Annotated in this window: 21 protein-coding genes; 14 read left to right on the top strand and 7 right to left on the bottom strand. The window is 60.8% G+C overall.

Features of this window, described 5'->3' with window-relative positions; translation table 11 throughout:
- Positions 1–164: 164 nt before the first annotated feature.
- Together FXV83_RS12710 and FXV83_RS12715 are read right to left on the bottom strand one after the other, a co-directional pair.
- Positions 165–1,370 (bottom strand): multidrug effflux MFS transporter, encoded by a 1,206-nt coding sequence (locus FXV83_RS12710; RefSeq protein ID WP_148739519.1) that lies wholly within the window; start codon positions 1,368–1,370, stop codon positions 165–167.
- A 92-nt stretch (positions 1,371–1,462) separates the two neighbouring features.
- Positions 1,463–2,662: an acetyl-CoA C-acyltransferase gene (locus FXV83_RS12715; RefSeq protein WP_148739520.1), complete on the bottom strand. Its 1,200-nt coding sequence runs from the start codon at positions 2,660–2,662 to the stop codon at positions 1,463–1,465.
- Between the two features lie 172 nt (positions 2,663–2,834).
- On the opposite strand from FXV83_RS12715, the gene FXV83_RS12720 reads away from it, so the two are divergent.
- Genes FXV83_RS12720 through FXV83_RS12730 form a run of 3 tightly spaced genes read left to right on the top strand, consistent with a single transcriptional unit; the run spans position 2,835 to position 6,526 of the window.
- Entirely contained in the window at positions 2,835–3,461 is a 627-nt protein-coding gene (locus tag FXV83_RS12720; protein ID WP_148739521.1) for a TetR/AcrR family transcriptional regulator, read from the top strand.
- Positions 3,462–3,479: 18 nt separating this feature from the next.
- Positions 3,480–5,804, top strand: coding sequence for a molybdopterin-dependent oxidoreductase (locus FXV83_RS12725; RefSeq protein WP_148739522.1), 2,325 nt, complete (start codon positions 3,480–3,482; stop codon positions 5,802–5,804).
- A 17-nt stretch (positions 5,805–5,821) separates the two neighbouring features.
- On the top strand, positions 5,822–6,526 hold the full coding sequence (locus tag FXV83_RS12730; protein WP_148739523.1) for an SDR family NAD(P)-dependent oxidoreductase: 705 nt from the start codon (positions 5,822–5,824) through the stop codon (positions 6,524–6,526).
- A gap of 40 nt (positions 6,527–6,566) precedes the next feature.
- Here the strand turns inward: FXV83_RS12730 and FXV83_RS12735 are convergent, their stop codons facing one another.
- Positions 6,567–7,166: a TetR/AcrR family transcriptional regulator gene (locus tag FXV83_RS12735; protein ID WP_148739524.1), complete on the bottom strand. Its 600-nt coding sequence runs from the start codon at positions 7,164–7,166 to the stop codon at positions 6,567–6,569.
- 471 nt (positions 7,167–7,637) lie between these two features.
- Between FXV83_RS12735 and FXV83_RS12740 the strand changes: the two genes are divergently transcribed.
- The 3 genes from FXV83_RS12740 to FXV83_RS12750 all read left to right on the top strand — a co-directional run bounded on the left by FXV83_RS12740 (position 7,638) and on the right by FXV83_RS12750 (position 10,388).
- Positions 7,638–8,534: an alpha/beta fold hydrolase gene (locus tag FXV83_RS12740; RefSeq protein WP_148739525.1), complete on the top strand. Its 897-nt coding sequence runs from the start codon at positions 7,638–7,640 to the stop codon at positions 8,532–8,534.
- The gene (locus FXV83_RS12745; RefSeq protein ID WP_148739526.1) at positions 8,531–9,535 is read left to right on the top strand and encodes an NADP-dependent oxidoreductase; all 1,005 of its coding nucleotides are present in this window, start codon (positions 8,531–8,533) and stop codon (positions 9,533–9,535) included. The genes FXV83_RS12740 and FXV83_RS12745 overlap by 4 nt, the downstream gene beginning before the upstream one ends.
- 73 nt (positions 9,536–9,608) lie before the next feature.
- Entirely contained in the window at positions 9,609–10,388 is a 780-nt protein-coding gene (locus FXV83_RS12750) for an SDR family oxidoreductase (RefSeq protein WP_148739527.1), read from the top strand.
- A gap of 92 nt (positions 10,389–10,480) precedes the next feature.
- Here the strand turns inward: FXV83_RS12750 and FXV83_RS12755 are convergent, their stop codons facing one another.
- From FXV83_RS12755 to FXV83_RS12765, 3 genes are all read right to left on the bottom strand, one after another.
- Positions 10,481–11,134 carry a MarR family winged helix-turn-helix transcriptional regulator gene (locus tag FXV83_RS12755; RefSeq protein ID WP_235939501.1) on the bottom strand — a complete coding sequence of 218 codons (654 nt, stop codon included), beginning with the start codon at positions 11,132–11,134 and terminating at the stop codon, positions 10,481–10,483.
- Positions 11,135–11,180: 46 nt separating this feature from the next.
- Positions 11,181–11,984, bottom strand: coding sequence for an SDR family NAD(P)-dependent oxidoreductase (locus FXV83_RS12760; RefSeq protein ID WP_148739528.1), 804 nt, complete (start codon positions 11,982–11,984; stop codon positions 11,181–11,183).
- A gap of 166 nt (positions 11,985–12,150) precedes the next feature.
- Positions 12,151–12,504: a winged helix-turn-helix transcriptional regulator gene (locus FXV83_RS12765; protein WP_347341049.1), complete on the bottom strand. Its 354-nt coding sequence runs from the start codon at positions 12,502–12,504 to the stop codon at positions 12,151–12,153.
- Between the two features lie 338 nt (positions 12,505–12,842).
- Between FXV83_RS12765 and acuI the strand changes: the two genes are divergently transcribed.
- The 7 genes from acuI (at position 12,843) to FXV83_RS12800 (ending at position 21,313) form a co-directional block, all read left to right on the top strand.
- Positions 12,843–13,829, top strand: a complete 987-nt coding sequence (gene acuI, locus FXV83_RS12770; protein WP_148739529.1) for an acrylyl-CoA reductase (NADPH) — start codon at positions 12,843–12,845, stop codon at positions 13,827–13,829.
- A gap of 130 nt (positions 13,830–13,959) precedes the next feature.
- Positions 13,960–15,078 (top strand): alkene reductase, encoded by a 1,119-nt coding sequence (locus FXV83_RS12775; RefSeq protein ID WP_148739530.1) that lies wholly within the window; start codon positions 13,960–13,962, stop codon positions 15,076–15,078.
- Between the two features lie 339 nt (positions 15,079–15,417).
- The gene (locus FXV83_RS12780) at positions 15,418–17,013 is read left to right on the top strand and encodes a class I adenylate-forming enzyme family protein (protein ID WP_148739531.1); all 1,596 of its coding nucleotides are present in this window, start codon (positions 15,418–15,420) and stop codon (positions 17,011–17,013) included.
- An 88-nt stretch (positions 17,014–17,101) separates the two neighbouring features.
- Complete coding sequence (locus FXV83_RS12785; protein WP_148739532.1) at positions 17,102–18,301, top strand: ABC transporter substrate-binding protein; 1,200 nt, start codon at positions 17,102–17,104, stop codon at positions 18,299–18,301.
- An 87-nt stretch (positions 18,302–18,388) separates the two neighbouring features.
- On the top strand, positions 18,389–19,489 hold the full coding sequence (locus FXV83_RS12790; RefSeq protein WP_148739533.1) for an NADH:flavin oxidoreductase: 1,101 nt from the start codon (positions 18,389–18,391) through the stop codon (positions 19,487–19,489).
- Between the two features lie 188 nt (positions 19,490–19,677).
- Positions 19,678–20,469 carry a crotonase/enoyl-CoA hydratase family protein gene (locus tag FXV83_RS12795; protein ID WP_148739534.1) on the top strand — a complete coding sequence of 264 codons (792 nt, stop codon included), beginning with the start codon at positions 19,678–19,680 and terminating at the stop codon, positions 20,467–20,469.
- 55 nt (positions 20,470–20,524) lie between these two features.
- On the top strand, positions 20,525–21,313 hold the full coding sequence (locus FXV83_RS12800) for an SDR family oxidoreductase (RefSeq protein ID WP_148739535.1): 789 nt from the start codon (positions 20,525–20,527) through the stop codon (positions 21,311–21,313).
- Here FXV83_RS12800 and FXV83_RS12805 read toward each other — a convergent pair.
- The gene (locus tag FXV83_RS12805; RefSeq protein ID WP_148739536.1) at positions 21,310–21,768 is read right to left on the bottom strand and encodes a MaoC family dehydratase; all 459 of its coding nucleotides are present in this window, start codon (positions 21,766–21,768) and stop codon (positions 21,310–21,312) included. The two genes, FXV83_RS12800 and FXV83_RS12805, sit on opposite strands and share 4 nt — an antisense overlap.
- Before the next feature lie 190 nt (positions 21,769–21,958).
- Between FXV83_RS12805 and FXV83_RS12810 the strand changes: the two genes are divergently transcribed.
- Complete coding sequence (locus FXV83_RS12810; RefSeq protein WP_148739537.1) at positions 21,959–22,906, top strand: LysR family transcriptional regulator; 948 nt, start codon at positions 21,959–21,961, stop codon at positions 22,904–22,906.
- Positions 22,907–22,925 lie beyond the last annotated feature (19 nt).

Raw genomic sequence — 22,925 nt, forward strand, 5'->3', positions numbered from 1 at the left:
AACGCAACTGTAATGCTAGTGTTGTTGATGAGCTCTGCGAGCGAGTGATTTCGTGTGTCCGCGCTTATTTGGCGGCCACCTCGTACTGCTGCGTGGCGAGGCCAATCGATGCGATTTTCTCTTCGAAGCGCTGTGCGCTCGGCTCGTGCGGAATCAAAGGCCGATCAAGACTCCGGGCCTCGCGCGTACAAGCCAAGCGCCAGCAGTGAAAACGCACTCAACACGACGCCGAGCGCCAACATTGCTTCATGGGACACCGTTGCAGCAAGCCAAACACCGATTGCGGCGTTCATCATCTGCCAGAAACCTAGCAGAGCCGAGGCGGCGCCGGCTTTCTCTCCGAATGGAGAGAGCGCCCGCGCGGTAGCCAGTGGACTGACAACGCCCATGCCGAGGAGAAATACGCTCATTGCGCCTAGAAACGGCAGGAAAGTGGGGTTGGTCATCGAGATGAGCAGGATCGCTACGCTGCTGGCGGCCGTCGCCCATAGTCCTGCCCTGATCGGTCCATCGAGCCCGTAGCGTGGTGCCAATTTTGTCGCCAGCATACCGGCGGCGAATACGATAAAGACGGTGCCGGCGAAGAAAAGGCCGAGCTGGATCGGCGTGAAGTGCAGCGCTTCAATGAATAAGCGCGGTGCAGCCGAAAACATAGAGAACAGGCCGCCTATGATCAGGCTAGCGGTTGCAGCCGGGATCGCGAAACGACGATCGCCAATCAGGCCGGTATAGGTCCTGGCGATGGCGACCGGATTAAGCGGTGTGCGGGTCGAATGGTGGGATTCGCCGAGGACGATGCTGTAGGCGATGGCGCCAACAGCGGCAAAGGCGGCGACAAGAGCGAATTCGGAGCGCCAGCCGAAGCTATGGTCGAGTGCGCCGCCAAGCAACGGCGAGAACCCGGGGGCGGCGGACATCACGATCATAATAAGCGCCATGGCGCGCGCCAATGCCGGCCCACTGAACATGTCGCGGGCGATGGCGCGAGACAACACTGACGTCGCGCAAGCGCCCGCAGCCTGCACGACGCGGCCGATCAAAAGATTGGGCAGGTCTGTAGCCAAACCGCACCAGACGCTGCCCCCGAAGAACACTGCAAATCCAATCAGGACCGGCCAGCGTCTTCCGTAACGATCCGAAAGCGGTCCGACCAAGAGCTGGCCTATTCCGAACACCGCGAGAAAGACGGTAATGGCGGACGTGACCGCCGCGCTGGTGACATTCAATGAGATCGCAATTTGGGGCAGCGACGGCAGCAGGACGTTGGTCGCGAGCGTTCCCATGGCAGCCAGGACGGAAAGGACCGCGATCGGCAAGGCGGTGGAGCCGGGAACGTGCAGCGGCTCGGCCTTGATCGTTTGGTCAGTCATGTGAACTTTCGCGCTGAGGCATAGGCAGGTTACAAGACGGCGAGTGACACGGTTCGCGCCGCTCGCCGAGCCGTTTTCGCACGGTGTCCGTGCTATCCGCGGGCGACGCGTTCGATCGCAATGGCGGTGGCTTCACCGCCGCCGATGCATAACGCCGCGACGCCGCGTTTGAGGTTCTGGGCTTCGAGCGCATGCAACAAAGTCACGATCAGGCGCGCGCCGGTGGCACCGATCGGATGACCAAGCGCGCAGGCACCGCCATTGACATTCAGCTTCTCCCTGGGGATGCCGAGATCCTTCTGCGCCGCCATCGCCACCACGGCAAAGGCCTCATTGATCTCGAACAGATCAACATCGCCGACGCTCCAGCCGACCTTGTCGAGCAGCTTGCGAATGGCCGGGATCGGCGCCGTGGTGAACCATTGCGGTTCCTGGCTATGGGTGGCGTGGCCCTTGATCTCGGCCAGCATGGGCAGGCCGTTGCGATCGGCGAGCGATCGCTTCGTCAGGACCAGCGCGGCAGCGCCGTCGGCGTTGGCCGAGGAGGCCGCCGGCGTGATGGTGCCGTTGGCGCGGAACGCCGGCTTCAGCCCGGGAATCTTTGCCGGGTCGACCTTCAGCGGATGCTCGTCATTGGCGACGACGCGCGGGCCGGCTTTCTCGGTGAGCGTGATTGGCGCGATCTCGGCCTTGAACGTGCCGCCCTCGACCGCCTTGCGGGCGCGACTCAGCGTTTCCATCGCATAGGCGTCCTGGTCCTTGCGGGTGAACTGATAGGCCTCTGCGGTGGCCTCGCCGAAATCGCCCATCGAGCGGCCTGTCTCGTAGGCGTCCTCGAGCCCGTCCATCATCATGTGGTCGATGATGCGGTCATGGCCGGCGCGATAACCGCCGCGCGCCTTTGCCAGCAGATAGGGTGCGTTGCTCATGCTCTCCATGCCGCCGGACAATACAATCTCGGCAGAGCCGGCATTGATGATGTCGTGCGCCAGCATGGTTGCCTTCATGCCGGAACCGCAGACCTTGTTGACGGTGGTGGCGCCGGTCGCATCCGGCAATTTGGCGCCGCGGGCGGCCTGACGTGCCGGCGCCTGACCTTGTCCGGCCGGCAGCACGCAGCCCATGAAGACCTCGTCGACCTTCTCGGGCGCAAGCTTGGCCCTTTCGAGCGCCGCGCCGATCACGTGGGAGCCGAGCTTATGGGCGCTGAGAGGCGACAACTCGCCCATGAAGCGGCCCAGCGGCGTGCGGACGGCGGAAAGGATGACGACGGGGTCGGAAGCAACGGCCATGGCGAACGCTCCTGCTGATAGGTGTTGTTATATGATGATAGTCATATAAGATCGCTGGCATTGCAATGAAATGTTGCCGTGACCATCAAGGAAGCGCGGTTCCAGAATTGCTCGGAGGAGACGGAGGACGGTTTGCACAGCCGAACTCTTTCAGATCTTGCAGGGAGTGGCGATGCGATACGTTGAAGACCACAGGCGTCGAACCCACAGTCGGATCGTTGAAAATGCCTCCTACGGTTTGCGCCAAAAGGGTGCCGAGGGGCTCAGCGTTGTCGATCTGATGAAGCTTGCGGGGCTGACGCACGGCGGCTTCTATAACCATTTCGATTCACGCGCCGCCCTCGTTGGCGAGGCGGTCGCCTTTGCAATGGACCAAATGACTGCGCGCTGGAAAAAGCTGGCGAACGGGAAGGCCAACGGCGAGCGCTTCGAGGCGCTGGTCGCCGATTATCTCAGTACCCGGCATCGCGACAATCCTAAACACGGTTGCGCACTTCCGACCCTGGCCGTCGATGTGGCTCGATCCAGCCCGAGCGAGCAGCAGGCACTGGCATCGAAACTGGAGATGATGATCGATGTCCTTGTCGAGCTGCTTCCCGGTGAGTCTCAACCGCGACAGGCACGCCAGATCGCGACGGGCGCCATCGCAACCATGGTCGGATCGATCGTGCTGTCGCGTGCCGTTGGCGCGGGGAAACTTTCCGATTGCATTCTCGATGCCGGACGCAGGACCGCCGGCGGTCCGGCTCGGAAGGCCCGGCGAAGGACCATAGAGGCGATGCGCTGCAAAAAATCATAGCGTAAGGGAGGTCACTAGATGGCTGGCAAGTGGCTCAAGACAGCCTGCAACCTGTGTTACATCAATTGCGGGATCGAAGTCTTGGTGAATGAAGAGCGCCTCGAGAAAGTGCGAGGCGACCGTTCGAGCCCGAAATCACAGGGCTATCTCTGCAACAAGGCGACCCGGATTCCCTATTATGCGCATCACAAGGATCGGCTCACGAAGCCGCTACGTCGGCGCACGGACGGCGGCTTCGACGAAATCGAGTGGGACGTAGCGATCGCAGAAATCGCGGAGCGGCTGCGCGGCATCGTCGACAAGCATGGCGGCAAGAGCATTGCCCTTTACGGCGGCGGCGGGCAGGGCAACCATGCGGGCGGCGCCTACGCCAGCGGATTATTGCGCGCGCTGGGTTCGCGCAGCGTCTTCAACGCTCTTTCGCAGGAGAAGACCGGCGACTTCTGGGTCAACGGCCACATGTTCGGCAGCCAGACCTGCCACACCGCCGAAGACGTCCATCATTGCGATCTCTTGCTTGTCATCGGTGCCAATCCCTGGATCGCGCACGGCTTCCCCAATGCGCGCGACCATCTCAATCAAATCCGCAAGGATCCGGCGCGCAAGCTGATCGTCATTGACCCACGGCGAACCGAAACCGCCGAAATGGCGGATCTGCATCTCGCAGTTCGTCCGGGGGCCGACACGTTTCTCCTTGGCGCGATGCTGGCCACGCTTGTCCGGTCCGACCGGATCGACCACGCGTTCATTCAGGAGCACACGATCGGCTTCGCGGAAGTGAGGCAGGCGCTACTAGACATCCCCGTTGAAGAATGGGCGGCAGCCGCCGATGTCTCGATCGCGGATGTGGAGCGTTGCGCCGCGATGATCGCAGCGGCAAAGGCCATGGTGGTGCGGGTCGAGCTTGGCATCCAGCAAGGCATCAACTCGACGCTCAACTCCTATCTCGAAAAGCTCTTGATCATGCTTTCCGGCAATTTCGGCCGCAAAGGTACCAACCAATTGCATAGCTGGCTCCAACCGCTATGGGGCAATTCTCCGAACCAGACCTTCGCACCGACCGGCGACGCAATTATCGGGGGCCTGTTGCCGCCCAACATTTTCCCCGAAGCGGTGCTCAACGACCATCCCGACCGGTTGCGTTGCGCCTGGATCGACAGTTCCAATCCAGCCAACACGGCGGCAAACACCGCGGCGGTAGAACGCGCGCTGCGCTCGCTCGACCTATGCGTTGTGGTCGATGTTGCAATGACCGAAACCGCACGGCTCGCGCATTACGTTCTCCCGGCCTCTTCGCAATTTGAAAAGACAGAATTTACCCTGTTCAACTTCGAATTTCCGACGAATTATTTTCACGTTCGTGCCGGTGTCTTGCCGCCGCTCGCCGGCACCTTGCCGGAGCCCGAGATCTACACGCGGCTTGCGATCGCCTTGGGGCTTCTACCGGGTGACAATGTGCTGGCGCCCTTGCGGGAGGCGGCGCGGCGTTCCCGAGCCGACTTCGCCGTCGCCTTTCGTGCTTTCATCGCAGAAAACCCCTCCGCCGCTGCAGTCGCTCCCCTGGTGCTCTACCATACGCTGGGGCAGACGCTTCCGGATGGCACGGCGGCCGCGGCCCCCTTGTGGGGCGCGGCCCTGGCTTGCGCGAAGCGCTCGCCCCAAGCGGTGCGGCGGGCGATCGGCGCGTCGGACGAGGTGGCGGATCATCAGCTCGGCGATCTCCTGTTCGACACGATCGTGGCCACCCGGCAGGGCACGGCGATCACCCGGCACGACTATGACGAGGTCTGGTCATTGATCAACCATTCGGACCGCAAGGTTCGGCTAGTGGTCCCGCAGATGTTCGAATGGCTCGCGCGGCTCGATCCACATGCCGCGGGCGCGCCGAAGGAGTTTCCGTTCATGTTGGCGGCTGGTGGCCGGCGCATGTTCAATGCCAACCAGATCTTTCGCGATCCCGCATGGCGTCGCGAGGATCCGGACGGGGCCATGTTGATTAATTCGAGCGATCTGGGCGAGCTGGGCGCAAAGGACGGTGACTGGATCGCCGTCGAGTCGGTGATCGGGAGGCTCGTCGTCCGCTGCAAGGTCGATGACGCCATGCGGAATGGTCAGCTGGCGCTGCCGCACGGCTACGGTCAGGCATACCCCGCGTCGGACGGAGGGCGCCTGATCAACGGGCCCCGCATCAATCTGCTCACCGAGAGCGGCAACCGCGATCCCATTGCCGGTACGCCCTACCACAAGAATGTTGCGGTTCGTTTGGCCCTGGTGTCCGCGCAGGAGGCGGCCGCCTATCAGTCGCAGTCGGAGCGAATTCATTTGAGAGCGGCCGGACAATAGTTCGAACGGAGTGTCAAATGACCGAGAAGCCAATCGCGATCGTGACCGGGGTCGGGCCGGGCACCGGAGCCGCCATCGTCAAGCGATTCTCTGCCGGCGGGTTCCGCATCATTGCGCTTGCCCGTTCAGTGGAGCTCATCAATCGCCTTGCGCAAGAGCTTCCCGATGTCCACGCGATGACCTGCGACGTCTCGGACGAGAGCCAGGTGCGGACCGTAGTCAATGATGTAAAGCGCCGCTTCGGCCCGGCTGAAGTTCTCGTCCACAACGCGGTAGGCGGAGGTTGGGGAAGCTTTCGCGAAATCGAGCCGAAGATGCTGAGGGCCAATTTCGAGGTCAACGTGATGGGCTTGTTGTATCTCGCGCGCGAAGTGGCTCCCGACATGATTGACCGGGGCAAGGGCGCCATCCTGGTAACCGGAAACACGTCTTCGATCCGGGGCAAGGCCAATTTCGCCGGCTTCGCTCCGACAAAGGCGGCGCAGCGTATCTTGGCCGAGTCGATCGCACGTGACATGGGACCGCTCGGCGTGCACGTCGCCTATCTTCTCATCGACGCCGTGATCGACACGCCTCGAATGCGCGCGCGAATGAGCGACAGGCCGGATGAATTCTTCATCAAACCCGCCGCCATCGCCGACGAACTGTACCATCTCTACGGTCAGGACCGATCGGCATGGTCATTCCTCACGGAACTGCGGCCCTTCCGCGAAAACTGGTGACGCTCCTCCGATGGGAAAGACGGGCCGCTGGCGCGCTGCGTCACTCTTCGTCCGATGCGCGTCTGGGTGATGGTCCGGCAATATCCGCCACCACGGCAGCAACCAGCGATTCCGCCAGAGGGTCGTTCGCAATCACTCGAGACAATATGACAGCGCCTACCATCTCCGACAGGATGGCTGCGGGATGTCTGCTGCCCGCCCTTGGGCTCGCGGACGACAGTTTCGCAATTTGGTCGAGATAGTATTGGATCGTCGTAATGAAGACGGCGCGCAGAGCGGGATCATCGCGGCGCGCGGCATCCGCGGCCAACGCCGGCAGAATGCATCCGGACCCTGGATCGTCACGATGGGCCGACGATAAATAGCTTTCGACCACCGCACGCAACGGATCTTGAGGCTGCTGTTGCGCCAGCCCATTCTTCAACAACGCCATCCTGTCCGCGATCGCATGCTCACTGGCCTTGACTGCCAGATCGTCCTTTGAAGCGAAGTTGCGATAGAAGCCGCCGTGAGTGAGCCCCGCTGCTTTCATGATGTCGGCGACCCCGATGCCGTCGAAACCATGCTCACGCAGCAGGCGCGCTGCCGCCTCGATAATCTGCTTGCGGTTCTCCTGCGCCTTTTCTCGTGACACCCTCATGGTTTGCTCGCTCCGTTCGTAGCAGGACCGAACCTTCGTCTTGCGGTCCCAACTAGCCGCGGCCGAGCGGTCTCAGATTCGCAAAAACTCCGCTTGACATTATTCATGACGATCGTCATCTAGCAGTTAAGATGACGATCGTCATCAAAAAAGTATCGCAGCGTGATGTGTAGGTCCGTCGAAGCGGGCCCTTACTTAGCTAGAGGCAAAATGAGACTGACCTGGAAGGCCCACGCGCGCCAGAACGCCGCGTTTCTCACCGGCGTGTCGGATGGCATCGGCAGAGCTGCCCGCCACCGCGCAAGGGGAGGGTAGCGGGACATTCTTAATGTCGGTCCTTGGCTGTTCCGTCCGATACGCCACTCGCCAGTATAGGCGGCGTCGTGGCGCGCAAGCAGGAGCTGCGCCATCCGATCGAATGTCACTTCCAATTTAGGATTTCCTGGTCCGAGCCGGACAATGGAGTAAGCGATGACCAGTTATGTCAGTCACACCGGATCGGTCGTGCGCTATGTCGATGCGCCCAATCTGTCGATCAGCGCTGCAGGAACGACTTTCGCCTATCGCGATGTAGGTCCCCGCACCGGCGTGCCGCTGATCCTTCTCAACCATTGGGGCGCGGTTCTCGACAATTTCGACCCGCGGATTGTCGATGGGCTCGCCACCAGCCATCATGTGATCGCGACTGATTACCGAGGTATCGGCATGTCAGGCGGGAAAGCGCCTGTTACCATTGACGAAATGGCGCGGGATACGATTGCTCTGATCCGTGCGCTGGGCTTCGAAAAGGTCAATCTGCTTGGCTTTTCCCTCGGCGGATTTGTGGCGCAGGATATCACGCTGAAGGCGCCGGACCTCGTGCGAAAGCTCATTCTGACCGGCACGGGCCCGGCGGGCGGCAGTGGTATCGACAAGGTGGGCCCTGTGTCCTGGCCTTTGATGATCAAGGGCGTGCTGACACTGCGAGATCCAAAATTCTACCTGTTCTTCACGTCCACAGACAACGGTCGCCGAGCCGCAAAAGCCTTTCTTGAGCGGCTGAAGGAGCGCAAGGCAGACCGGGATAAAGGACCCACACCCGAAGCCTTCTTGCGGCAACTCAAGGCGATCAAGAACTGGGGTCAGCAAGCGCCTCAGGATCTCGGAAGCATTCGGATCCCGGTGCTGATCGCGAATGGCGACAACGATATCATGGTGCCGACCGCCAACAGCATCGACATGGCGCGGCGTATCTCGGGCGCGCAACTCGTTATCTACGAAGATGCCGGGCATGGCGGGATTTTTCAGAACTGCGCCGATTTCGTCCCGAAGGCACTGTCCTTCCTCGACGCCCTGTCACCAGATTTCAAATCAGAGAAGAAGCCATGAAGGCATTCGTTGTCGACAAATACAAAAAGAAAGGTGCTCTGCGCCTGGCCGACGTACCAGAGCCGGAGTTGCGCGACGATGATGTCCTGGTTCGTGTTCATGCAACTGCTGTGAACCTCCTGGACTCCAAGCTCAGGGACGGAGAATTCAAGCTCATACTGCCGTATCGTCCGCCTTTCGTTCTGGGGCACGATGTTGCCGGAATAGTCACCAGGGTTGGCACCAAAGTCAGGCGCTTCAAGGTCGGCGACGAGGTCTATGCACGGCCGCGCGATCATCGGGTCGGAACGTTCGCGGAATTCATTGCCATGAATGAAGCCGACGTGGCGCCAAAGCCCAAGAACATCAGTATGGAAGAGGCCGCCTCCATCCCGCTGGTGGGGCTGACCGCCTGGCAGGCGCTGGTTGAAGTGGCCAAGCTGAAGCCCGGGCAAAAGGTCTTCATTCAGGCCGGCTCCGGTGGTGTGGGGACTTTTGCCATACAGCTCGCCAAGTATCTCGGTGCGATCGTGGCGACGACGACGAGCACGAAAAATGTCGATCTGGTCAGAAGTCTCGGTGCGGACCTGGTCATCGACTACAAGACACAGGATTTCGAGAAGGTCTTGTCGGGCTACGATCTGGTCCTGCACAGCCAGGACGCCAAGGCGCTCGAAAAATCCCTCCGCGTGCTCAAGCCGGGCGGCTTCCTCGTTTCGATTTCAGGTCCGCCGGATCCCGATTTCGCCAAGGGACTAGGGTTGAACCTGTTCCTGCAACTGGTGACGCGCCTGCTGAGCCGTGGTGCGCGCAAGAAAGCCAAAAGCCTTGGCGTGCGCTATGCATTCCTGTTCATGCGCGCGCAGGGGCAGCAGCTGAGCGAAATCACGGCCCTGATCGAATCCGGCGTGATCCGTCCGGTCGTGGACAAGGTCTTTCCGTTTGAAAAAACTGGGGATGCTTTGGCCTACGTTGAGACCGGGCGCGCAAAGGGCAAGGTCGTGATTGCAGTGAAACAATAGGCACCTCATGACGCCGCCTGAGTTGTGACGCCACGCCGTCGGCCGGGCCGCCAACTGCATCGGAGGAAGCAACATGACGCAATCCAAACACGACACCCAGCCTGCCGTACAGGACGTTGCACTCATTGTCGGTGGCGGCCCGGGCATCAGCTCGAGTTGCGCCAGGCTGTTCGCGGAAAACGGCATGCGTGTCTGCGTCGCAGCCAGGAATCCAGAAAAAGTGGTCCTTGAAACCCTGGAAAAGACGCATGGCGTGCGCCGATACGCCTGCGATGCAAGCGAACCGGCGGCCGTGGCACAGCTGTTCGGGAAAGTCGTTCAAGACCTCGGCACGCCACGGCTCGTCGTGCATAACATCGACGGCCGGGTCCCCGGCATTTTCCGCAAAAGCGTCATCGAAGCCGACCCGGTGATGGCGTTCGAAACACTTCGAAACTCTGCGTTCAGCGCGTTTTTGGTCGGTCAACAGGCAACCCGGCTCATGCTTGGGAACGAACCCGACGCCAATGGCGCGAGAGGAACGATCATCTTCACGAACGCCAGCGCGGCGCTCAAAGGCTTCCCATCAAGTGGCGCCTTTGCAATGGCATGTCACGCCAAGTCCGGACTCGCGCAAAGCATGGCGAGAGAACTGATGCCGCAGGGTATCCACATAGCGAATGTGCCGATCGACGCCGCGATCGGCTGGACCCAGGAAGACGGCACTCGCGCGCACCGGCTGGCGGGGGCAACCGTCGACGACAATATGGCAGACCCCGACCATATCGCGAAAACGTATCTGGAGCTTCATCGGCAGCATCGGTCGACCTGGGCGTTCGAAGTCGTGCTCCGGCCGTGGGTCGAGAAATGGTAGTGGGCAGCGTTGGAGCGCAACTACGTCTGAGCAATGTTTGAGATGCTCGCCGACGTCCATCGAGCTATTGCCATGAACCCTAGCAGGCCCGCTCAGACTGCCGCTTTCGTCTTACGCTTGCGCGATGGAATCCGAAGCTCGGCGGACAGATCGAAGGTCTCCGTGGATATCTGATCCGCCAGTTCACGGAGCTTCGCCGTTTTCGCGCTTCCCATGATCTTCTCGACGTGACGGTTGGCGATGGCCCAGTGCTCTATCGCCTTGGCGAGGCGTGCTCTGCCTTTGGACGTCAACAGCGCGTGCTTTACGCGCGCGTCGAGCGCGTCCTGCATAAGCTCGACCAGCCCGTCGCGGACCAACGGCGACAGAGCGTGCGTGATTCCGGAGACGCGCAGAGACAGCTGGGATGCCAGCTCCTGAAGCGTCGGCCCGGCAGCATTGCCTCGATTCGTCGGCAAAGTCATTGCATCGATCTGCGTCAGCAGGCTGACCTGCGTTCCGCGCAGTCCGGTCGGAGCCAATGCTTCGTCATAGAGTTGACCGAGGCGGCGCGAGGCGCGCCGCAACGCCGTGTTTGTGCAGGCAACCTGCTGTAGGCCCGTCAGTGCCTCGCTGACGTCCGGCCTCCCGGACGATTTCCTGGTTGTCGTGCCCATGACACCTAAATGCCCTTTTACCGCGATCGCGGCAAGATGCGTCTCCTCGACACCGTTTGCCGGAGGAGCGTTCCGGGCTGCATTCAGCACCGGAACGGCGATCCGATTGATGCCGGTGAGGGCCGGCGTGGGCCTGTCAGTTCACGCCGTAACGGGATGCGGGTTGCCCCGTCTGCGAGGCCGCGACAAGGCCACCGCGAGCGGCGTCATAGGCCTCCCACAAGCGCGTATCGTCGACGGAAGGAAGCGTGACAGCTTCGCCCCGATCATACCCAGCGAGCGATGCGTCGACCATGTTCTCCGCCGTCATGATCGAGGACTGGTTCAACTGCGACAGCGGGACGCCGGCGATGTCCCAGAGCTCGGTCGATGTTGTGGCGGGAAGCACCAGCTGGACCTTGACCCCGGTATTTGCCAATTCCGCCTGGAGGCCGCGACTGAAATTGAGAACATAGCCCTTGGTGCCGCTGTAGACGCTGCTGATCGGCAGCGAATGCAGTGAAAGCACAGAAGCGACATTAATGATCGAGCCGGAGTTCCTCTCCAGGAAATTCGGCAGGACTGCCTGCGTAAGCCGCGTCAGGGCGGTGATGTTCAAAGCGATCATCGACGCTGCCTCGTCGGTCGAGGTGGCGGACATCGGCGCCAGCTTGGCGCTGCCGGCATTGTTGACAAGCATGGTGATCCGCTTTTCCGCCGCCAGATGCTGCTCGACGCGACCGAGGTCAGCGGCATCGGTGAGATCCGCCGCGACGATTGCGACCTTCGTGCCCTGTTTTTCCTGAACTTCCTTGGAAAGCGTGGCCAGGCGGTCGGCTCTGCGAGCGACGAGTATGAGATCGAAGCCTCGGGCGGCCAGACGCCGCGCGTATACGGCGCCGATCCCAGCCGAAGCTCCGGTCACGACCGCGACGGGCTTGCTCGATGAATTGTCAGGCATGAATTAGCTCCATTTGATGAGTACTCAAGTATATGGGAGTCATCTGGTCCGCGCGCAAGGTGTAGTCATATTTTCTCGAAACTGCCAAAGCGCGCAGGGTCGCAATGGAAATCATGACGCATGCACGGGAGGCGGCGAACTGAATGTTGCGGCCTTCGCTACGCTTTCATGTGTGCGAGCAAGCGTTTGACCGCTGCGCGTCACGTGTTGGCTGCTGCAAAGCAGTGCCTTCGATTGAATCTTCGTAGTGTTGGCCCCACCTCCGAAGCGAAAGGAGTATGGGACTAAGGCTCTGGCCGAAGGGAGAGATTTCATATTCCACCCTCGGCGGAATCTGCGGATACGCATGGCGGACGATGACGCCATCGGCCTCCAGTTCACGCAGCTGAAGGGTCAACATTCTCTGCGTGGCGTTAGGGATCGCTCGGGACAGTTCCATGAACCGCTTCTTGCCGGCAAAGAGATGAAACAGGATCAGCGGCTTCCAGAGCCCACCGATGACGGACAGCGTCACTCCCACGGCACATCCGCTTTTGGCGTCAAACCTTCTGGGGCGCACCGGATACCTCCCTAAACCTGACGCGTTCGTCGCCATTGCAGAACAGGCCCTCAGATCAGAGTAGCTATATCACATGATGACCGTACTACAATATGCACGTCATGCATTCAATATGCCAGGACTCGCTGCTCGCGCTTTGGGGCGTCACGTCGCAATGTAAGGCGGTGCCTGGACGAGGGACGTTTGCGGCGTCGGATACGTTCATAAATGATAGTACCCGCGTTAATTGTGCCTTCTTGAGCTCCGGGGCGCGCGCGCCTAGGTCCGTCGACAGCAAACACGGACCCGAGGATATTGCGATGGCGTTCAAGGCACTGCTGGCAGCAAAGACAGATGAGAAGATTTCGACCAGCGTGTTCGAAATGAACGAACAAGATCTCATGCCCGGCGACGTCACGGTTGCGGTCGATTATTCAACCGTGAACTACAAGGATGCTATCGCCATTAGCGGACGCGGGGAGATCATTCGCCAGTTTCCCCTGATCCCCGGAATCGATTTGGCCGGGACGGTCGAGGCATCATCCTATCCGGGAATTGCGGTCGGAGACCGCGTCGTCGCCAACGGCTGGGCGCTAAGCCAGACCCATCACGGCGGATACGCCCAGAGGGCGCGGTTGAAGGGCGAATGGCTCGTGAAGATCCCGGCGCCATTTTCAACAAAGGATGCAATGGCGATCGGCACGGCGGGTTATACGGCTATGCTGTCCGTGCTGGCACTCGAGCATGGTGGCCTCACACCGCAGCGCGGTGACGTCCTGGTTACCGGCGCCAATGGCGGCGTCGGTTCGATCGCCATCGCAATACTTTCCGACCTCGGTTATCGCGTCGTTGCTTCGACGGGACGTCTCGACGAAGCCGCTTATCTGCGGGATCTCGGCGCGGCTGAAATCATCGATCGACGGACGCTTTCGGAGCCGGGCGCCCCGATCTCGCGCGAGCGTTGGGCTGGCGCAGTCGATTCCGTCGGCAGCCATACCCTGGTGAACGTATTGGCGCAGACGCAGTATCGCGGCGTGGTCACAGCCTGCGGCCTGGCTCAAGGCGTGGATCTTTCCGGAACGGTCCTGCCCTTCATCTTGCGCAATGTCACTCTTGCCGGGATCGACTCGGTCAATGCCCCGCAGGAGGTGCGGATCGAGGCCTGGACGCGCCTGGCTCGCGATCTTGACCTGGGAAAACTGGCACGGACCACACAGGTCGTCGGCCTCGCAGAGGTCCCCGATGTCGTGCGGCGAATGTTTGCCGGCAAGGTCCAGGGCCGCACGGTCGTCGACGTCAACGCGTGATTTTCGCCTCAACTTATCGGCGATCGCTCGGCGCGGCTCGCGTTGTCCAAATGGTTTCAAACTCAACCAGAACGTTACGCGAGTTGCCTGCCGGCAGCAGGCTTAACCGTTCGCAGCCAAAGGATATTTCATGAGTTCAGCACATCTCTTCGCTCCTCTCAAGCTTGGCCGCTACACACTCTCGCATCGTGTGGTGATGGCGCCGCTCACGCGCATGCGCGCGGCAGTACCTGGCAATGTGCCTACGGATCTCGGAGCTGAGTATTATTCACAGCGCGCGTCGGCTGGCGGTCTGATCGTTACCGAGGCCTCGCAGGTCGCGCCCTCCGGCCAAGGCTATCCGGCGACGCCCGGCATTCATTCGGCGGAACAGATCGCAGGATGGAAGAAGATCACGGATGCAGTGCACGCCAAGGGCGGCGTCATTTTCATGCAACTTTGGCACGTTGGTCGCGTGTCCCATACCAGCTTCCAGCCAGACGGCGCGCTGCCGGTGGCTCCATCGGCGATTGCACCTGCCGGCAAGTCGTTCACGCCATCGTTCCAGATGGTGCCATTCGAGACCCCCCGCGCACTTGAGATCGGAGAGATTCCGGGAATCATCGAGGCTTACCGTGAAGGCGCGCGCAACGCGCTGGCCGCAGGATTTGACGGCGTCGAGCTCCACGGTGCAAACGGCTACCTGATCGAGCAGTTTCTTCACAGCAAGGCCAATCACCGCACGGACGCTTATGGCGGCTCGGTCGAAAATCGGTCCCGCCTGCTGATGGAAGTGATGAGCGCGCTGGTGGAGGTCTGGGGCGCTGATCGCGTCGGCGTGCGGTTGTCGCCTTTCGGTACATTTAACGACGTCGGTGACGCGGACCCAATCGGACTCTACAGCCATCTCCTGAGCCGGCTGGCTCCTCTCAATATCGCGTATGTTCACATGATTGAAGCCCGCGACACCGATGCCGGTGAAGCCGGCGCGCCGCTCGCGATCCATGATTTGCGTCGGTTCTGGTCCGGAACATTGATTCTCGCGGGCGGCTTCATCGGTCCGTCGGCCGACGCAGCGATCCGCGCTGGCCAGGGCGACGCCGTCGCGTTCGGAAGGCACTTCATCGCCAACCCGGATTTGCCGCGCCGTCTGCAACTCGGCGCTGCACTCAATCCCTACAATCGCGCAACGTTCGCAGGTGGTGGAGCGGCCGGTTACACCGACTATCCGCTGCTGCAATCGGCTGAGGCGGTGGAGGGAGTCCAATGAAAAGTCGCGCAACTGCCCGAATACGGCGGTCCGGACCGTCAGGGCAGGATCAGCAACACCTCGGCGAGCGCCGGACCGCGACTGTACACGTCAACGAGCACTGCGCTTCCTCACGCCTTATCTGACTGATTTCTCCAACGTCCTGCATCCGAAGAATTCCAAATAGGAATTAATGGCAAGTGACGGTGCTGTTCGTCTCCTGTGATAGCAAGGGCAAGTGTCAAAACTTGACAGTTCTATTTTAGAACGATCTACTCCGCTGATGGACTGAAAGGACGGAACTGCCCGTTTGAAGGCGGCCGCGCAGCTTCCGAAAAGGAGGCACTAGGGAGGAATGGCATGAGTAGCGTGGACGAGTTCACCGCGGCCGAATTGCTGGATGGTCTGCCTTCCAGGGTGCACGAGGTGTATGCGCCCTTCGTGCGGGACATCCCGGATCATCCGGCCTTCGTGGAAGGCGGGCGTTCGTGGAGTTACCGGCAGTTTTCGGAGGCCGTCGACGCCGCGGCGAAGGATCTTTCCGATTTGGGGGTCAGGCCTGGCGATCGCGTGATGATCGCGAGCGAGAACAGCGTAGCACTGGGGGCGATGCTGTTCGCGGCGAGCAAGCTCGATGCATGGGGCATCGCGGTGAATCCGCGCCTCTCGGCGAGAGAGATCGACTTGATCGGGACGCACAGCGGCGCCAGGCGTGCGCTGTTCAACTCGGCCCTCTCGAAGGAAGCGGCCGATCACGCCAAACGTGTCGGTGCAAAGATCGGCGCTGTCGGGCCGTTTGGTGGAATCGGCGTCGGTCCTCTCAACGAGGATGCGCAAGCTGAGCCCGTCGAGAGGGATGGCGCCCGCCAGGTCGCGGGCCTTCTCTACACTTCGGGCACCACCGGCGCTCCGAAAGGGGTCATGTTGAGCCACCGCAACCTCCTCGTTACCGGGAGGGTTTCGGGACTGCTTCGCCAAAATCGCCTGACCGACCGAATCTACGGCGTGCTGCCGATGTCCCACATCGTCGGGTATTCGATTCTGCTGATTTCGACGCTGATGCACGGCAGCACCCTGCACGTCGTCGCCAAGGCCGATCCCGCTGCGCTGGCTCATGCCATCGCCGAGGAGGGGATTACCAGCCTGTTCGGTGTGCCGGCCACGTATCAGCGTCTGCTCGAACACAAGGCTGTCAAGGGCATCCGGCGGCTCGAACGGGGCAAGTTGCGGCTCATGAGCGTCGCCGGCGCGCCGCTCGACCTCGATCTCAAGAAACGCATCGAGGACGAGTTCGGCATCCCGCTCTTGAACAACTATGGCATCACCGAATGTTCGCCGGGCCTGTCGGGTGTCCGTTCAGAACATCCTGTTTCCGACGAGTCGGTTGGCCCCTTTCTTCCCGGAATCGAGCACCGGATCGTGGACGGGCAAGGCAGGACGGTGGCGACCGGCGAAGTGGGCGAACTGCACGTGCGGGGCCCTAACGTGATGCTCGGCTACTATCGCGCTCCGGAGCTGACGGCGGCGGCGATCGATGGCCAGGGATGGTTCAACACAGGGGATCTCGCCCGCGTGAACGGCGAGGGCCATCTCTACATCGCCGGCCGTACCAAAGAACTCATCATCCGCTCCGGCTTCAACGTTTATCCCGCCGAGGTAGAGGCGGTTCTGAATGCTCACGATCAGGTCGTGCAATCGGCCGTGGTGGGACGAACGGTCGATGGCAACGAGGAGGTCGTCGCGTTCGTGCAGCTGTTGCCCGGTGCCCGCGTCAGCACCGAAGATCTGAAGGCGTATGCCGCCCAACAACTCACGTCATACAAGCGTCCGAGCGAGGTGGTCGTCCTCGATGCTCTGCCCTCGGCCTCTACCGGCAAGATACTCAAACACCAATTGCGCGAGATCGCGATCGCGCGGGCGAGCGCCAAGACGTCCGATGTGGCGGCTGCGGGCTGACGCATGCCGGCTGAGGCGCTCGACATCGACATAGAGCCGTTCAGGGCAGAATTGTAAGCGACGCATTCGTCGACGGAGGGAGCGATCAATGTACAGGAAGACCGTGATAGCAGTCGCGCTTGCGACATCGATAGCCGGCGCGCCCGCGCGTGCGGAGACGCCCGGGGTTACCGAGTCCGAGGTGAAGATAGGGGCGACCTTTCCGTTCAGCGGCCCCGCTTCGCCGCTCAGCAATACCGGAAAGGGCTTGATCGCCTATGTCAATTCGATCAACGATCGGGGCGGTATCAACGGACGAAAGATAAACCTCATCACCTACGACGATGCCTACAGTCCGCCCAAGACGGTCGAGCAGACCCGTAAGCTCATTGAAAGCGACGAGGTCGCCTTCTTGTTCGGTCCGCTGGGTACGCCCGGCATCAGCGCCACCATAAAGTACGTCAACGCCAAGAGGGTGCCTCATCTTTTCGTGGTCAGCGGAGTCACCAAGTTCACCAATTTTGCTGAGTTTCCGATGACCACGACGGGGTTGCCGAGCTACGATACGGAGGGGCGAATCTACGCGAAATACATCACGCAGACCCGTCCGGACGCGAAGATAGCGATCCTGTATCAGAACGATGATTTGGGTAAGGACTTCGTCAATGCATTCAAGGCCTACCTGAAGGACGATTTCGACAAGAAAGTCATCGTGTCCTCTTACGAGGTGACCGAGCCGACCATTGATTCCCATGTTGTGTCGCTGAAGGCGTCCGGTGCCGAAGCTTTTTTGGTCGCGGGCACGCCAAAATTCGCGGCACAGGCGATCAAGAAAGCCGACGAGGTCGGTTGGAAGCCTCTCTTCCTGATCAACTTCGTTTCGAGTTCTGTCTCTTCGACCATTGTCCCCGCGGGGCCAGAGAAGGCCGTAGGCATCGTGGCCGCGACGATCACCAAGGATCCGAATGACAAGAAGTGGGCCGACGATCCCGGCATCAAATGGTACCGTGACCATTTCGCCAAATACCTGCCGGGGGGCGATATCGGCGATGCCAATTATGTATTCGGGACGCAGCAGGGACAGATTCTGGAGCAGTTGCTCAAGCAGTGCGGCAACGATCTCGCGCGCGAGAACATCGTCAAGCAATCGCGGAGCATACGCGGGCTGTCGCTGCCGACGGTGATACCGGGCATTACGATCAACACAGGCCCCGAAAATAGCATGGCGTACACGCAGCTTCAGCTCCAGCGCTGGACCGGAAGCTCGTGGGAGCAGTTCGGGGACGTGCTGACTGCGGCTCAAAAATGAGCTCGCCTGTTGAAGGCAGAGTGGACGGCGCGGCTTGCTGAGCTTGCCTCGGAAAGTTCGCGCGAAATTCTAACTCACGGAGTGTAAATGGTCACTGATGTGCTTTTCCGGCCTTTCAAGCTCAATGGGCTGAACCTGCCGAACCGGGTCGTGATGGCGCCGATGACGCGCTCGTTCTCTCCCGGCGGAATTCCGACCGAAGACGTCGCGCGGTACTACCGCCGCCGTGCCGAAGGAGCGGTCGGGTTCATCATATCGGAGGGTACGGGCGTGGATCGTCCGGCATCCCTGAACGATCCGGACGTTCCCCGCTTTCATGGCGAGAAGGAGCTGGCGGGGTGGCGGCGTGTGGTTGACGAGGTGCACGCCGCGGGCGGCCTGATGGCTCCGCAGCTATGGCATGTCGGAGCCGTGCGCACGCGCGCTCAGAATTGGTCTCCTCCCGGTGCCTACGACAGTCCGTCCGGTCTGTCGCGACCGGAGAAGAAGTTCGGCGAGCCGATGAGCGAAGAGGACATCACAGACGCCATTCGCGCTTTCGCCGATGCGGCGCTTGCGGCAAAGCGCTTGGGATTCGACGCCGTCGAATTGCATGGGGCGCACGGCTATCTGATCGATCAGTTCTTTTGGGATGGCACCAATCGCCGCGAGGATGCCTATGGAGGCAAGGATCTGCCCGGCCGCGCCCGGTTTGCCGCTGATATCGTCCACGCGGTACGCAAGTCGGTTGGAGCGGATTTTCCGATATTGCTCCGGATCAGCCAATGGAAGCAGCAGGACTACGAAGTAAAGCTGGCCGATACGCCTCGCGCGTTGGAAGCCTGGCTCAAACCTCTGGTCGACGCCGGAGTCGACATTCTGCATTGTTCCCAACGCCGGTTCTGGGAGCCGGAGTTCGGTGGCTCCGATCTGAATTTCGCCGGATGGGCCAAGAAGGTGACCGGAGTACCGACGATTTCGGTCGGGTCAGTCGGTCTCACCGGCGAGTTCATCGCGGCATACGGCGGAGAAAGCTCCCGTCCGGCATCCCTCGACGAGTTGATCCGTCGTCTCGATCGCGAGGAGTTCGATCTCGTTGCGGTGGGCCGGGCGCTGCTTCAGGACCCGCAGTGGCTGCTGAAGATACGCGACGGCCGGACGGAAGAACTGATGGCTTTCGAACGGACTGCGTTCGCAGCGCTGAGCTAAGCTGAGCGATGAAAGGTTTTGGGGCAGGGGGCGTCGCTGCTGAATAAGGGCTATTCAGTTTTTTTGTAGCTAGTGTTTCGTTCACCGTTCCAAACTGGCTGGCCATAATAGTCGGCTGCGGGTCAGTCGATGGGAGGAACCTGCGTGCCATCGCGCGGTCGCCTGGAAGCAATTCGGAGGAGCAGCAAATGAGCGAGACGAAGACCCAAATCGGCCAAGTCCGGACCGAAGTGCACGGGCATGTCTTCAAGATCATCATCGACAACGTGGCGAAGAAGAACTCGTTCAGTCCGCAGATGATGGCGCAGATGTCGGATGCGATGACGCTTCTGGACCGCACCGACGACTACTGGGTCGGTGTGCTCTGCGCCGAGGGCCCGGACTTCACGGCGGGCCTTGATATGCCGAAGTTCTTCGGACCCAAGGCCGAGAATACCGAGATCAAGCCCGGCAACATCGATGCGTTCGCGCTGAAAAGCCGGTGCCGCAAGCCGATCGTAACGGCGGTGCAGGGGATCTGTTTCACGATCGGTATCGAAATGATGCTGGCTGGCGACATCGTCGTGGCGGCCGATGACGCCCGGTTCTGCCAGATGGAATCCAAGCGCGGGATCGCGCCACTTGGTGGCGCTCACTTTCGCTATCTGACCCGGGCCGGTTGGGGAGATGCGATGTATCACCTGTTCCTGTGCGACGAGTTCAACGCAGCGCGGGCCTACAAGGTCGGATTTGTTCAGGAGGTCGTCGCTCCCGGCCAGCACATAGGTCGTGCGATGGAAATCGCCCAGCTCATCGCCAAGAACGCGCCGATTGGCATTCAGGTGACCAAGGAAGCCGCGCTGAAGTACATCGAGGCTGGTGAAACAGCTGCGATCGATTACATCCCAAAGATCAAGGATCGCGTTTTCAGCAGCGAAGACATGAAAGAAGGCATCCAGTCTTTCGTGGAACGTCGCTCGGCAGTGTTCCGCGGGAAATAGTAATCGCGCGCGGATCGCGCAGCAGAATCTTGCCCACAAGCTTGAGGATTTGACTATGGGAAGCATCAAGAAGGCATTCGATCTCACCGGCAAGAATGCGCTCGTTACAGGTGGGTCCCGAGGCCTTGGGCTGCAGATCGCCGAGGCGCTAGGCGAGCAAGGGGCTCGGGTCTTGATTTCGTCTCGCAAGGCGCCAGACCTGGAAAAAGCCCAGGCGCATCTTGCCGGTCTCGGCATCGAGGCGGAGTGGATTGCCGCTGACAATTCCAAGGACGAAGACGTCAAGCGGCTTGCCGACGAAGCGATCAAGAAGCTCGGACGGATCGACATTCTGGTAAACAACGCGGGCGCAACCTGGGGCGCACCGACCGAGGATCACCCGATCGAAGCGTGGGACAAGGTGATGAACCTGAATATCCGCTCGCTGTTCCTGCTCAGCCAGCAGGTTGCGAAGCACTCGATGATTCCCAACAAATATGGCCGCATCATCAACCTTGCTTCAATCGCGGGCCTGTTCGGAAGTTCCGGGGATATGCAGATGGTTGCCTACAACACGAGCAAGGGCGCTGTGGTCAATTTCACGCGGGCCCTGGCGGGGAGTTGGGGGCGCTACGGAATTACGGCCAATGCTCTGGCGCCCGGCTTTTTCCCGTCGAGGATGACAAAGGGCACGATCGAGGCCGTCGGGGTCGAAAAGCTCGCCGCGGGCGCACCGCTGCGCCGCATCGGCGACGAGGACGATCTGAAAGGCGCCGCGGTTCTCTTCGCCAGCGACGCCGGCAAGCACATCACCGGCCAGATCCTTGCTGTCGATGGCGGCCTGACTTCGGTGATATCGGGCTAGGGGACCACCAGCGTCAGCGTCTCGGCAACCAGAGCCGGTGTTTGACTGTTCTCGATCTCAAGTACCGCGTTGCCCTTGATCAGCATACTCCCGTTGTCTTTCGGATCAACGCTGGTCATCGAAAGCTGAAGCCGAACGCGACTACCCGATTTTACCGGTGTCAAGAATCTGACCTTGTCCAGGCCATAGTTAATGACGGCAGATGCGTCTACCGGAGCGAGCCCCAAGCCCATGCCCAATGATGCGATCAACGACAGGCTCAGGAAGCCATGCGCAATGGTGCCCCCGCTGGCACTTTCCTTGCTCGCACGATCTGTGTCGACGTGGATCCATTGTCTATCTCCAGTGCATGCCGCGAACTGCTCGATCATGGACTGGTCGACGGTCACCCAATGCGATCTGCCGAGATCCTGACCTATGAAATCCCTGATTGCTGCGAGTGTGACCGTCGTCATCGCTGGTGTCCGCTGTTTCGACTATTGAATACCGGGCATATTCCGCACTGCTGCGAAGAAGGCTATGACGATTTTGTTGAATGGGGACCGCAATACTGAATAACGGCCGCCGCTCGTGTCTCCGGCTCCGGCGGCTCCGCCTGCGCTGGCGGCCAAACACGCAAGGCGCTGGTGCAAAGGACGAGAGAGCGTGACCGAAGCGAATTGGGATTTGTTTCGCTTGTTTTCCGTGGTGGCGAGGACCGGAAGCGTCAATCGCGCCGCGCACGAACTCGGTATGAGCCAGCCGACGTTGAGCAGGCGGCTCAAGGAGCTGGAGCGCTACGTGGCCGCGCCGCTGTTCTTTCGCGCCCCGTCCGGCGTGAAGCTGACACAGGAAGGCGAAGACCTGCAACGATCGGCCGGCGATATGATGCTCGCATTCGAGTCGTTTCAACGCGATTTGCGTTCGCGGGTCGGACAGAGATCGTCCGTTGTCAGGATATCGGCAACTGAAGGAATGACCAAACATTGGCTTCTGCCTCGCGTTAAGGAGCTGCGGCGACGCAATAGCCGGATCTATCTGGAAATAATCTCTACGGTGAGCCAGCAGAGCGTGGCAACGAGCGACCTGGATTACGTCATCCGGATGGGAGACCCCGGCGAGAACGATCTCATCGGAAAGCGGGTTGCCGACGTTCCGATGGGGATATTCGCTTCCGAGCAGTACCTCGCCGGCCGCCCCGCGCCACGGTCATTGCCTGAGCTGAAGGATCACGACATCATCGGTCATACGGCCGATTTTGTCTCGTTCCGCAATGTCCGGCCCAATCAGAGGCACCTTTTGGAGTATTTCTCGGAGGCGGCCGGCATCCGCAGCGTTGTTCGAGTCAATCCGGTGGCTAACCACTTTGCCGCCGCCGGTTGTGGGCTCGGGCTTGCGCTCCTTGCCGTGCCGTTCGCGCAGGCAGAGGGGTTGGTTCAGGTTCTACCGCAAGAAACAGTCACGATGAACGTATGGCTGCTCCGCAGGCGCGAGAGCGATCTGAGAAGCTTGACTAGGGAAGTGAGGCGATTTCTGGAAGCAGAATTCGCAACTTCCAGGGAATGGCTTGCGGGTACCCCCCGGAGTGCAAGGCCGGCCAAGCGCAAAGCTTGACGGCGTTTCAAGTATCCCC

The sequence above is a fragment of the Bradyrhizobium hipponense genome, from assembly GCF_008123965.1.
GTDB lineage: Bacteria > Pseudomonadota > Alphaproteobacteria > Rhizobiales > Xanthobacteraceae > Bradyrhizobium > Bradyrhizobium hipponense.